The sequence below is a fragment of the Mesorhizobium sp. CAU 1732 genome (assembly GCF_039888675.1).
Lineage (GTDB): Bacteria > Pseudomonadota > Alphaproteobacteria > Rhizobiales > Rhizobiaceae > Aerobium.
Map to the genome: position 1 here is coordinate 403184 of NZ_JBDQQR010000001.1, position 12940 is coordinate 416123.

Sequence of the window (12940 nt, forward strand, 5' to 3'; positions counted from 1 at the left end):
CGCGCGACGCGGCCGTGGCTGTATCGATGATGTAAGGGGTCAGCCGGAGACTTTTGCGTCCGCAAGGCTCCTGGCGGCACCGCTCAGCGGCAGCGGCAGGTCGATCGCATTGTCGTCCACGGAATAGACGGTGACCTTGCCCGCGCTGCCCTGGCGCATCGCCTCGAGAAGCTCGTCGGAGGCGGCGTCCTCGACGATGCAGCCTTGCGCCGTGCACCGGCTGATCTTCAGCGTCTGGCTGAACGCCCCGATCGTCAGGGTTGCTCCGCGCGCGACGTCCACGCCGAGCGGCAGAGCGATCTGCAAGCGAGAGCCGGTCTCGGCCGACGGGCGGGCGACGGCCATGACCAACGCCACCTGCTCCCCCACCTTGCTGCGAACGATCGCCTGGCACATGTCCTTGCGCTCGCCTTCACTGCATTCGGATTGCCAGTCCGTTGCCGACGCCGAGGCGGCCGGGCGCTGCGCCGGCTGTTCCGCTGCCGGTCGCGGCGCTGCCTGCGCCGGTGGTGCTGCGGGAACCGCAGGCGCGCCTGTCGGCTCCGGCGCCTGCTCAGGCAATCCAATGGTCGGTTCCCTCTGGAGCGGCGCAACGAGCGGCCCCGAATTCGGGTCTATCTGGGCATTCGCCGGTAGAACTCCAAAGACCAGCCATGCCGCAAAAGTCAAAATCCGGCCTTTATCAAGCGATTTCATCAGTTCCCGCTCCCGCAAAAAATGGTTCAAGATAACTTTACTTCAATGTCGGGAGATCGCAAATGGTTTGCGAATCACTATCCGGCATTTGTTCTATTGCGGTCATGAATAGGCGCTGATATGAGCACGAAATGGATGAGCCGCCTGATGGGGCCAAGATGTCGTTGAAGTCACTGCGCCTCTTTTGCACGGTCGGTGTTTTGAGCATCGTGCCTTCTGCTTTGGCTCAGTCGATGTCCGATGTGTATCTCAACCAGGCCGACCCGTCGACGCGGGGCGGTGGCGTCTACCTCAACCAGGTGCCGGAGACGGCGCGTCCCGTGGCGCCACGGCCGCGTGCCGCCGCACCGGCGCGGAAGCGCCCAGCGCAGACGGCCGCGGCGCCCGTCGTCTCGGCGCGTGCGGCTGGCAATTTGCCGAGACTGCCCGACGTCGGGGCAGGCGTGGCGCTGGCCTTGTCGCCGGCTGCCGCTGACGAGCGGTTTCCCAACATCGGACGTGGTGTCGGCGGACATTAGCCGGACAGATCCGCCTTTGGGCGTAGTCCCCTACCAAATGGTATTAGGCACCCCTGATCGGGCCGCATTTGCTATGGAGCAAGAAAAAGATGCTCGCGATCAGGAATAGAGGATTCCATATCAAATGACGGTGCGTTGCTGACTGGCAACACTCCTTTTCCATTAATCTTGATTGGAAATTGTTTTGTAGGAGTTGCTTGTATCCGGGCGAAAGAGTCGATATTGCGAGTCTAGGGTTAGGGTGTTTCAAGAATCTCCATGCCGTTTAGGCAGCATTTTCGGCCGAACGCCAGATGAACTGGCGATGTGGGGAATCCACGTCATGGTTGGAGTGCTGGAGATCTAGGGGGAATTATGCTTCGTGTAAGTATTGTGAGCACGATGGTTGCTGCGGGCATGGCGCTTTCGGGCTGTGCGACGGGGCAGCAGCTTCCCACGCCGCCGGCCAAGCTCGAGGCGGCGACAAAGACGACGCACAAGATCAAGCAGATCCCGGCTCCGTCCCAGCCGGTCGATGTGGCGGTCTACGAATTTCCCGACCTGACCGGCCAGGCAAAGCCGAACGACAGTTTCGCCGAGTACAGCCGCGCGGTGACGCAGGGCGGCGCGAACCTCCTGATCGACGTGCTCAAGGCCACCGGCGGCGGCCAGTGGTTCCGCGTCGTCGAGCGTTCGGGCCTGAAGAACCTCGTCCAGGAGCGCACGCTGATCGAGAACACGCAGCGCGCATACAATCCGGGTTCCGGTGCGCTGCCTCCCGTCCGCTTTGCTGGCCTTATCCTCGAAGGCGGCATCGTCGGCTATGACTCGAACGAGCGCACCGGCGGCGCGGGTGCGCGCTATCTCGGCATCGGCGGCGACATGCAGTACCGGTCGGATCTGGTGACGGTTTCGCTGCGCGCGGTGAGCGTGCAGAACGGCGAAGTGCTCGCCTCGACGACCACGTCCAAGCAGATCTACTCCTATATGATGAGGGGCGGCGCCTATAAGTTTGCTGTGGCCGAAGAGCTGCTCGAGATCGAGGCCGGCATCTCCTACAACGACCCGGGACACCTCGCGGTGCGCGAGGGTATCGAACTCGCTGTGTATTCGCTGATCGTCGACGGCCTCAAGAACGGCCTCTGGCGTCTGGCCGATCCGGCACAGCAAGAGTTGCTCATTCGACAGTTCTCAAAGGATTATGCAGGAAAAAAGCCCGCAGGATCATAGAAAGACTGGCAGAGAATGCTTTTGGCGAGAGGATAATTCCTCACTAAGGCGCCTTCAAAAATCACAGAGATAATCATTTCAGGCGGATGATCCAAAGTGGGTCGTTCGCCTTTTCTTTGTACGAAACATATAAGCCGTGTATTGAAAAAAGACATATTTGGCAGATGCGTAAGCTATGTATTACGCCAAATGGCTACTATGTGCCAAAGCAACAGATTCACCATTTAACTTTTTAGTCACCGTATTGCACTTGCGTGAATCACTCGCGCTCTGGTAATTAACCGCCTGTTAACGCTCCTCGTCACGCGCATCCGGGGAGTGGGGCGGGGCACCGATGTTGCCCTACGGGTTTAGCGCTAGGGAGACATTCAATGTCACGTAAGACACTTCTGATGGCGAGCGTCGCCATGATACCGCTGGCCGGGGCCGCGCACGCGCAGGGCAACTCGGCCTATGTCGGTCAGCTCAACAACAGCAACCTCGCCTATCTGTCGCAGGTCGGTTCGAACGACGCGTTCGTTTACCAGCACGGCACCGGCAACTTCTTCCTGCCGTACATGAATCCGATCAATCCCGACGGCGGCTCGGACGCGCAGCGCGGCACCAACACGCTCGGCACCATGCAGCTTGGCACCGCCAACTTTATCGGCGACCAGTTCCTGCAAAGCGGCAAGAACACCGCCGGCATCGCGCAGTTCGGCTCGAACAACATCGTCAACAAGTTCCTGCAGACCGGTGAGAACCGCGCCGCGGTCTTCCAGGGCGGCTACGCCAACGTTGCTCAGAACGTCCAGACTGGCGAGAACAACGACACCGGCATCATCCAGTTGAACCTGGATTCAGCCTCGGTCGGCAACTTCGCGTCCAGCACGCAGGTTGCAGGCGCGCACAACGCCACCAACAATTCTTTCTCGGGCATTCTCCAGGGCGGATCGGGCAACGCCGCGACCGTTCTGCAGAAGGGCCAGAACGATTCGAGATCCACCATCGCACAGGGTGGCACGAGCAACGTCGCACTCAACAGCCAGACGGTCGATTTCTACGATCCGCTCGGCGAGGCCGTAGTCGATCAATACGACATGGGTCATTCCAACGAGGCCGGCACGCTTCAGGTCGGCTCCGGCAACCTCGCGATCAACAGCCAGGATTCGAGCACGAATGGCTCCGCCACGATCATCCAGGGTGGCGATGACAATGACGGCTTCAACCTGCATCAGGGCGGAACCGACCACAGCGCCGCCATCGGCCAGTTCGGCGACGACAACACCGCCTACAATCTGAGCCGCGACGGCACCGGTAGCACCGCCGCAACGCTGCAGGTCGGCAACCAGAACGCTGCCACGAACAGCTCGACCAACGGTTTCGGCGACGTCGCCGGCATCGCGCAGGTCGGCAACGAGAACATCGCCGCGAACACCCAGTCCGGGTCCAGCAATCTCGTGATCCCGAATTCGGGTGCGACCGCGCTCATCGCGCAGTTCGGCAACGAGAACCAGGCTGCCAACCTTCAGAGCAACCAGGGTCCATCCAGCAACAACGTTGCCGGAATTGCCCAGGTCGGCGATCTGAACCGCGCTGGCAACACGCAGCTTGGCGGTGCTTCCAACGAGGCCGGCATTCTGCAGGTGGGTATCGGCAACACCGAAACCGACTACAACATCGCGGGCAACCTTCAGGATGGCGGTGCAGGCAATTCGGCCGGCATAGTCCAGGTCGGCGCAGCCAACACCGGCTACAACACGCAGAACGGCACTGACGGGTCCGATGCCACGATCGCGCAGTTCGGCGCCGGCAACACCGGAACCAACCTGCAGAACGGCAAGATGCCGCGTCTTGGCCAGTCGAACGAAGCCTCGATCCTCCAGGTCGGCGTCGACAACACGGCGGTCAACCTTCAGGTCGACCTGGCCGGCAGCCTGACCAATCCGGGCGGCCCCTTCGACAGCAGCACCGACATCGTGCAGGTCGGTCGCGACAACACCGCGAGCGGGTATCAGTACGAGACGAGCACCGGACGCCAGACGACAGGCCAGTTCGGCGCGCGCAACGCCGCAGTGACGCTTCAGGCGCAGGGCACGGGCGCCGGATCGGATACGCTCCAGATCGGCGCGGACAACACGTCCTTCACGTCGCAACTGCACTCGCAGTCCAACGTTTCGGATGCGTTCGACGTAAACACGGCGGCAACGCTGCAGGTGGGTTCGAACAACGCTGCCTCCAATCTCCAGTCCGTGGTTCGCACGACGTCGGCCGCGATCGGCCAGTTCGGCGACTGGAACTCCGGTTTGAACGTCCAGAACGGCGGCGAAAACAACGCGGCCGGCATTCTGCAGGTCGGCATCGGCGCCGCTTCCGACGCACGGAACTCGGCGGTCAACGCGCAGGATGGCGGCAATACAAACACTGCGAACATCATCCAGGCCGGCAACACCAACGCGGGCCTCAACACTCAGACGGGTGGCTCGGATGCGACGGCACTCATCGTGCAGGCCGGTTCGAACAATGTCGGCGTGAACACGCAGACCAATGTCGATCCGACCTCGGCGACCGTGATCCAGCTCGGTTCGGGCAGCACCGGTGTCAACACGCAGACAAACGTCAACGACTCCAGCGCCCTCATCGTCCAGTACGGCGACGGCTCGGCGCAGAACGTGGGCGCTAACACGCAGACAGATGTCAACGACAGCTCGGCGATCATCATCCAGGGCAATAACGGGGGCGCAACCAACTTCGCCTTCAATATCCAGAACGGCGTGATCGACTCCACTGCCTTCATTGCGCAGTTCGGCGCAGGCAATTTTGCGACCAACACGCAGCACGCTGGCAGCGCCAGCGTCGATGCGGCGATCGTGCAAGCCGGCACCGGCAACATTGCCGGCAACACGCAGGGGCAGGTCTTTTCAGTTTCGCATAGCTTTGATGCGTTTACCGAGATCACCGGAAGCACTGGCGGACCGAATGGCTCCCCCAACAAGCGCACGGTGTATAGCGGAACGACCGTGACCGTCGATGGAAATGCGGCCGCAGTCGGGTCTGCGGCGGCGATTGCCCAGATCGGCAACAACAACGTCGCGTCGAATTCGCAGATCGGCAGTGCCGCGTTTTCGGCTACGAGCTATACGACCTCCGCTCAGAGGCAGACGAAGAATGGCAATGGCGTCTGGGTAAACAACGGGCAACCGACTCAGGAAGTCGTGCTTCTCGACACACCGATCGTTGGCAATTCGGCTGCAGCAACCGCGTCCAACGCCATCATCGGCCAGTTCGGCGACGGCAACTTCGCGACCAACAGCCAGATCGCGACATCGGGGGCGGATGCCGCTTCGGTGCAGATCGGTGACGGCAATGCCGCCGTCAACACGCAGACGGTCGCGGTTGATGCCAAGGCTGCGAACCTTCAGGTCGGCAACAACAACGCCGCTCTGAACACGCAGACCGGCGGTGTCGGTGCAGCCGCTGCCAACATTCAGGTCGGCGGCGACAACGTTGCAACGAACGAGCAGGTTGGGGTTGCGGGCTCCGGTGCTCTGAACATCCAGATCGGTGACGGTAGCGGTGCGTCGAACGTCCAGACGGCAACGGTTGGCTCGGATGCCGCCAACGTTCAGGTGGGTGACGGCAACATTGCGGCGAACCTGCAGCTCGAAACCACTGACGCCACGGCAGCCAACGCCCAGTTCGGCAACGGCAACGTCGCCGGAAACACGCAGCAGAACGGCTCTTCGCAGGTTGCTGCCGGCATAGCTCAGATCGGCAACGACAACGTCGCGGCGACACTGCAGCTTGCCTCGGTCGGCGCGATCTCCGGAACGCTTCAGATCGGTGATCTGAACACGTCAGCGACCACCCAGTCAGCCGTGGCGGGCGTAGCTGCTGCGACGGTTCAGAGTGGAACGGGCAACACCGCCTCCGTGCTGCAGCACACGTCTGCGCTCTCGGCAGCCGGCACCGTTCAGATCGGCAGCAACAACGGTGCATCAACCGTCCAGCAGAACGGCACGGGAAACACCGCGCTGACGTTCCAGAACGGAAGCAACAACCTTGCGTCCACACTGCAGATCGCCAGCACCGGCAGCTCGTCGCTCATCGTGCAGAACGCCACGAACTCGGGGGCAGGCGTTCTCCAGACCGGCACCTCGCATTCCTCGACCATTCTCCAGTCGGGCGATCTGAGCTTTGCCTATGTCGACCAGAGCGGCAGCGGCAACACCTCGCTGGTCATCCAGGACGGCCTCGGCGGCAATGCCAACATCGCAACCGTGACGCAGCGCAACTCCGGCCAGAACTCGCTGGTCTTCCAGCAGGGTCGCGGGAACGTCGCTGCGGTCATCCAGAACTAAGCGACACCTTGCAGGGCGCGTGTCTTGTGGCACGCGCCCTGCATCTTCCTGAGCAAAGGGAGGCGAGGATGTTTCAAAAAGCGACGATCGCCGGCGGCATCTTCTTCCTTTCGGGCATGACAGGCGAAGCTTCGATGAATGACCGGATCGTAACAGGCGAGATCCTCGACCAGCGCCTCGCGCAATGCGGCGTGCGGATCGACGGAACCGAGATCGCGACGCTGCGGCCCTTCATCGAAACGTCGGAAGCACTGACCGGGACCTTTCGCATCAACGTCACCAAGCGTTCGCGTTCGGGAACAAGCATGACGAGCCAGTCCAACCGGTTCGCCAACGGCTCGCTCGGCGAGACGGTTCTCGCGGTCGATCGGCCGTCCACGGTCGTGATCGACATGCAGGTGAACGGGATGGACGGGAAGACCTACTGCCGCGTGAATGCGGAAATCGAGCTCGAAGAGCCCTCGATACGGCTCTGAACGAGCCGCAGAGAGCAACAGGCGGGGAACGTACATGCGCAATTGGAAATCCAAGCTTGCAGGGGCGGTCGCCGCACTGGTGATCGGTTCGGTCGGTGCAAACGCCGAAGGCATCAAGATCATCGATCAGTCGGAGTATACCGGACAGGAAGCGACGGACGTGATCGGTGCTCTCATGCAGCCGATCAACCCGTTCATCACGGGCGCTGCTCAGACCACGACCTCGATCACGCAGATCGGCGAGAACAACTTCGCGACGTCGTCAGTGGAGGGCACGAGCAGCCTGTCGCTGATCGAACAGAGCGGCACGCGCAACCGTGCGGTCCAGGCGATCGAGGGGCACAACTCCGCGCTGTTGCTCGTGCAGGGCGGCACCAACAACAACGTGCTCCAGGCGAGTCGTGGTGACAACAACTTCCAGTTGGTCGGCGTCTCCGGCCAGAACAACAATGTCGGTTTCGTCCAGGTCGGCGACAATCTGGCCGGCGTTCTCGATGTTCGCGGTTCGACGAATTCGACTGTGATTGCGGTGCAAACGCCACAGTCGGGAAACTATATGATGCCGACGGGACTTCGCGGTCTGCAAAACACCGCAGTGGTTATTGTTCCCGGTCGCATGTATGTGATACCTGTCAACAGATAAACGATCTGATGGAATCTTGCGCCGCAAGTTGTCCGCGTGGGGAAGAGAAATGAAGATACTTTCAACACTGTTCGCATCTGCGATCGTCATCGGTTCAATCGGCGCGGCAAGCGCGTCTGAGCTCGTCTATCGCCCCGTCAATCCGTCGTTCGGCGGCGATCCGCTCAACGGCAACTGGCTGCTGTCGCAGGCGACGTCACAGACGCCGGGCGGCGGCTCGCCGGGGTTCACGATCGATTTCCCTGATTTCGGCGGGATTCCGCAGCCCACGCCTACTCCAACCCCCTTGCCCGAAGTGCCGGGCGGACCGGCTGCTGCGGGCGGCTGAGACCAGTCCACACCAACGAAGAACGGCTCCGACGATCGTCGGAGCCGTTCTTCGTTCGATGGGTATCGATCTCAGCGCTGGCGGATGATCGCGACGTTGCCGCGGCCTTGCTGGAACACCAACGCCTGATGTCCGATGCCGGACTGGCTGATCGATGCCACGTTGTCGAGGCCGATCTGCCGGATCAGGCCGACATTGCGGCTACCGGTCTGCTCGATGTTGGCGTTGTTGTTGATGCCGTCCTGCCAGATCAGGCCGAGATTGCCGGGCCCGTTGGGACGAAGCGACGGCATCTGGGACGCCAGGCTGATGATCGGCGCCACCAGCTCGCTCGTGCTCAGGCGAACCGTTGCCGCCGTGGAGCTGACCTGCTGGATGTAGGCCGGCGATGAGAAAGGCTCAGCGGTCGCGACAGAGCCAAAGAACGTCAATACTGCAAATGTCGAGATGATTGTTTTCATTGTCCCCATTCCTTCCCTGTTATGTGAAGAATTATAAGGACAACCGAATAAGAACCGGCAAAGAGACGTGGTTTAACTTGTCGTATCGACATGGGCGGAATTTGAGGCGGCCTCTTTATACTGCGTTAACCATCCAGAATGGGGCCTGTTCGTCCGTCGCCGTCAACCGGCATTCCAGACGGCATGCGCTTCCTGCCCTCTCCCTCCTGATTTCGCCAGGACAGCCAATATGCGTATCGCCCTGGTCTTGTCCGGTCTCGGGTTTGCGTGCATCACATCGGTCGAGAGAACATCCGAACGAGGCCTGATCTGAGATACGAATTCTGCGTCATCGGCGGTGGCATCATCGGCATTGCTACCGCGCGTGAACTGCTGCACCGCCATCGCGGCGCAAGCCTCGTCCTGCTCGAAAAGGAAGACGACCTCGCGCGTCATCAGACCGGCCGCAACAGCGGTGTGATCCACGCGGGCGTCTATTACGCGCCGGGCAGCCTCAAGGCGACGCTGTGCCGCGAGGGCGCGCGCGCGACGCGGGATTATTGCGACGAGCATGGCGTTCCCTACGAGATTTGCGGCAAGCTGATCGTCGCGACGACGCCGTCCGACGTGTCCCGCCTCGGCGATCTGGCGGATCGGTGCCAAGCAAACGAGATTGAAGTCATCCCCCAGTCAAAAGGCGAATTGCGCGAGCGAGAGCCGCACATCACGGGATTGCAGGCGCTCTTCGTCCCGTCGACCGGCATCGTCGACTATGTCGGGATGGTGCGCGCGATGCGGGCCGAAGTGGAGGCGCTGGGCGGGCGGATCGTCACGGGCAGCGAAGTGACCGCGATCAGGGAAGATGTCGACGGCGTCGAATGCGTTGCGGGCGGCACCGCATATCGCGCCAATCGGCTTGTGGCATGCGCCGGACTGCAGTCCGACCGTGTCGCGCGTCTGGCGGGGCTCGCTATCGATCATCGTATCGTGCCGTTCCGCGGCGAGTATTTCCGTCTGCCGGCCAGCCGCAATGCCCTTATCCGTCATCTTATCTATCCGGTGCCGGACCCATCGATGCCCTTTCTGGGCGTCCATCTCACGCGCATGATCGACGGCGGGGTGACGGTCGGCCCGAACGCCGTGCTCGGCATGGCGCGCGAAGGCTATGGGCGCTTTTCGATCGATGCCGCCGACCTTGCCTCGACGCTGGGCTTTCCCGGATTCTGGAAGACGCTCGCCCGCCATCGCAAGGCCGCTTTCGGCGAGCTTCGATCCTCGCTGTCGAAAGCGCATTATCTCGATTTGTGCAGGCGATACTGTCCGGAACTGCAACTGGACGATCTCGGTCCCCAGCCGGCTGGCATCCGCGCCCAGGCCGTTTTGCGCGACGGAACGCTGGTTCACGATTTCATGTTTTCGCAGACCGATCGCATGCTCCACGTCTGCAACGCGCCATCGCCGGCAGCGACCTCGGCGCTGCCGATCGCGCGCATGATCGGCGACAAGCTTATGAGCGGAAGAAGCTAGCGCGCTCTGGCCGGCATCATGGCCTCACGCCGTGTTTACCAAGCGTTAACCCCGGTGCCGGGCCTGTGTGGACCGACCTGTCGCCGGCGTTGCCGTTCCACCGGCCATGACTACGGTCCCGCATGCGATCCGCGGATCGCGAGCGGGTCGGCGTAACCGGGGTAGCGGACCACCTAGGGGCCACGCCGGCCCGCAACGGCGGCGGCATCAATCTCTGGGACGCCGAAGGCTGTCGCACAGGGCCTGCACGTCGCGGCCGAGCGGACGGTCCTGCGAAAGCGTGGCCGAGACGCTGCGCACGACATCGTGCACGCGCCGAAGCTCGGGCAACAGGATGCAACTCGCCTGAAGATCGACCGCCTGTGCGGCGGCCAGAAGCTCGAACGCGACTATCTGGCGCCACAGCGCGATCATCTCGCGGCACTTCTCGACCGCAAGCGCCGTCTGCGGCGCATGATCCTCGACCCCTTCTGAGACCGCGAAGAAATCGAGCATCACCGGGTTCGCCTTGTGGCGGATCGCTGCCATCAGCGCCGCGACTGTCTTCTGCAACGGCACGAAGCCCGCCGAAGCGCCGCCGACCGGCGACAAATATTTCGGCAACCCGCCGCGTCCCGAACCCGTCAATTGCACGAAGCGGGCGGCACTCGCCGCCGCGCATTGCGCGATCGCGAGGCCGAGCGTCTCGAAGGCGATCGCGATCGCGGGCGTATGGAAATTGCCGGTCGAGAGCACGAGCCCGTCATCCACCAGCACGAGCGGGTTGTCGCCCGCGCTGTTCAACTCCAGTTCGATGTTTTCGCGCGCGGATGCGATCGCATGATCGAGCGCGCCGAGGATCGAGGGTGCGCAGCGTATGCTGAGCGGGTCCTGCAACTTGGCGGCTTGCTCAGAAGGCCCGAGGAGGTCGCGGAGCCTGGATGCGGCGTTGATCTGCCCGCTTGCAGGCCGTGCCTGGTTGATCCTCGCATCGAGGATCGACCGGTTGGCGCCGATGCCGGCCATGGTGAGCGCGGCGGCTTCGGTCTGGCGCGCAAGGAGATGGCTCGCCTCGACGACACCGAGCGCGCCAAGCCCCACCGATATGCTCGATGCATTGATCAGCGAGAGCCCGTCCTTGGGTGCGAGCGCGACCGGTTCGAGACCGGCGGCTGCCAGTGCCGCCGCCCCGTCCATGACGGTGCCATCGAACCGCGCCCTTCCGCCGCCGATCAGAACCTCCGCAATCGGGGCGAGCATGACCAGATCGCCGGCTCCGATCGATCCGAAGCGGGGCACGATTGGGGTCACGCCCGCGTTCAGCAGCGCCACAAGCGCGTCGAGCACATGGGGGGAGATGCCGGAGCCGCCCTGCGCAAGCATGACGATCCGGGCAGCGATGACCGCGCGGACATCGCGGTCCGGCAGCGCGTCTCCGACGCCTGCGCTGCGGCCTTCGACCAGCGTGCGTTGGAACGCGGATGCGTCGTCACTGACGCTGCTGCCGATATTCGCGCCGAGGCCGGTGTTCAGCCCGTAAATCTGCTGGCCTGCCGCCGCAGCGCGGTCGATAATTTTTCGCGCGACGATCAGGCGCTCACGGACGTCCGGCGCGATTCCGATCGACGTGCCATCGGCAACGCCCGCAATATCGCCGACGTCGACCTTGGTCGTGGATATGGTGAGCCGCCTCACGCGAAGCGCAGCTTCTGGCCGATCCCCTGGCGGTTGGCCTTTTCCAGCATGGCGGCGCCGAGCGCGATGTCGCTCAGCGACAGGCCGCGATGCCAGAACAGGATCGTTTCGTCGTCGGTCTCGCGGCCGGGTGCGAGGCTAGCGGCGATCTGCCCGAGTTCCGCGTGCAGCGTGTCTTCGCTCAGCTTGCCGCTCTCGACATGGGCGCGCAGCGAACCGAACTTGCCGCCCTTGCACTGGCCCCAATCGTCCACGACCATCTTGCTCATGATGTCCGTCAGGGACAGTTCCACCGCGCTCATCGTGCCGTAGGGAACCACCAGCGCGCCGGGCTTTATCCACGCCGTCTTGAGAAGCGGCGTGGGCTTTTCGAGGCGCGATGCCTCGACCACGATATCCGCGCCTTCGACGCAGGCCTGCCAGTTGTCCACCGCGACGACGGGCTTGCCGAGGTCGTTGGACAGCCGTTCGGCAAATCCGTCGCGGCTCTCGGGCCGGCGCGAATGAACGCGGATTTCGTCAAAGTCGAAGAAGTGGTCGAGCAGCCGCACATTCCAGTAGGCGGTGCCGCGCGCGCCGATATGGCCCAGCACTTTCGAGCCCTTGCGCGCCAGATGCTTCGCGCCGATCGCGGTGACTGCGCCGGTGCGCATGTCGGTGATGGCGGTCGCGTCGAGGATCGCGCGCGGCATGCCGGTGCGCGGGTCGAACAAATTGAGGATGCCGAATTCCGATGGCAGGCCCTGCAGATAATTGTCGACATAGTCGCCGACGATCTTCACGCCCGCGAAGCCGAGCGGCGCGACGTAGCCGCGCAGGACGTTGAAGTGCCCCCGGAACGCGGGGTCCGGTTCCAGATGCACGCGCGGCTCGATCACGGTTTCCTTGCGGCCCTGCGCGATCAGGCCACTTTCCACGGCATCGAGGATTTCGGCGTCGGTCAATGCGAGATTTTCGATATCGACGGCGTTGAGAAAATCGATGTGAATGGCTTGCATGGATCTCTGATCGTGGGAGGGGAGGCGCCTGTAATGGCTGCGGGAACAATGATATGGGGTCCGAAGTTCCGAGGATAACAAATCTGTTCCC

11 protein-coding genes are annotated in these 12940 nt (G+C 62.7%); 7 read left to right on the plus strand and 4 right to left on the minus strand.

All coding sequences use genetic code 11. The annotated features are described in order from the left end of the window. Positions 1–39: 39 nt before the first annotated feature. A complete protein-coding gene (locus AAFN55_RS02115; protein WP_347797234.1) occupies positions 40–696 on the minus strand; it encodes an invasion associated locus B family protein in 657 nt (218 codons plus the stop codon). 233 nt (positions 697–929) lie between these two features. Between AAFN55_RS02115 and AAFN55_RS02120 the strand changes: the two genes are divergently transcribed. The 6 genes from AAFN55_RS02120 (at position 930) to AAFN55_RS02145 (ending at position 8210) form a co-directional block, all read left to right on the plus strand. Next, entirely contained in the window at positions 930–1214 is a 285-nt protein-coding gene (locus AAFN55_RS02120; RefSeq protein ID WP_347797235.1) for a hypothetical protein, read from the plus strand. A gap of 354 nt (positions 1215–1568) precedes the next feature. Continuing rightward, positions 1569–2423, plus strand: coding sequence for a CsgG/HfaB family protein (locus AAFN55_RS02125; protein ID WP_347797236.1), 855 nt, complete (start codon positions 1569–1571; stop codon positions 2421–2423). A gap of 371 nt (positions 2424–2794) precedes the next feature. Continuing rightward, positions 2795–6763, plus strand: a complete 3969-nt coding sequence (locus tag AAFN55_RS02130) for a hypothetical protein (protein WP_347797237.1) — start codon at positions 2795–2797, stop codon at positions 6761–6763. 68 nt (positions 6764–6831) lie between these two features. Further along, positions 6832–7239, plus strand: coding sequence for a curli-like amyloid fiber formation chaperone CsgH (csgH, locus tag AAFN55_RS02135; RefSeq protein ID WP_347797238.1), 408 nt, complete (start codon positions 6832–6834; stop codon positions 7237–7239). Positions 7240–7273: 34 nt separating this feature from the next. Beyond that, positions 7274–7882, plus strand: a complete 609-nt coding sequence (locus tag AAFN55_RS02140) for a hypothetical protein (RefSeq protein ID WP_347797239.1) — start codon at positions 7274–7276, stop codon at positions 7880–7882. A 49-nt stretch (positions 7883–7931) separates the two neighbouring features. Continuing rightward, entirely contained in the window at positions 7932–8210 is a 279-nt protein-coding gene (locus AAFN55_RS02145; protein ID WP_347797240.1) for a curli assembly protein CsgF, read from the plus strand. Positions 8211–8281: 71 nt separating this feature from the next. Here AAFN55_RS02145 and AAFN55_RS02150 read toward each other — a convergent pair whose 3' ends face one another. Next, the gene (locus AAFN55_RS02150) at positions 8282–8671 is read right to left on the minus strand and encodes a hypothetical protein (protein WP_347797241.1); all 390 of its coding nucleotides are present in this window, start codon (positions 8669–8671) and stop codon (positions 8282–8284) included. A 309-nt stretch (positions 8672–8980) separates the two neighbouring features. Here AAFN55_RS02150 and lhgO point away from each other — a divergent pair, with 309 nt between their 5' ends. Continuing rightward, positions 8981–10177: an L-2-hydroxyglutarate oxidase gene (lhgO, locus tag AAFN55_RS02155; RefSeq protein ID WP_347800155.1), complete on the plus strand. Its 1197-nt coding sequence runs from the start codon at positions 8981–8983 to the stop codon at positions 10175–10177. A gap of 207 nt (positions 10178–10384) precedes the next feature. On the opposite strand, the gene hutH is transcribed toward lhgO, so the two are convergent. Together hutH and AAFN55_RS02165 are read right to left on the minus strand one after the other, a co-directional pair. Continuing rightward, positions 10385–11851: a histidine ammonia-lyase gene (gene hutH / locus AAFN55_RS02160; protein WP_347797242.1), complete on the minus strand. Its 1467-nt coding sequence runs from the start codon at positions 11849–11851 to the stop codon at positions 10385–10387. Beyond that, positions 11848–12849: an ornithine cyclodeaminase family protein gene (locus AAFN55_RS02165; protein ID WP_347797243.1), complete on the minus strand. Its 1002-nt coding sequence runs from the start codon at positions 12847–12849 to the stop codon at positions 11848–11850. The genes hutH and AAFN55_RS02165 overlap by 4 nt, the downstream gene beginning before the upstream one ends. Between the last annotated feature and the right edge of the window lie 91 nt (positions 12850–12940).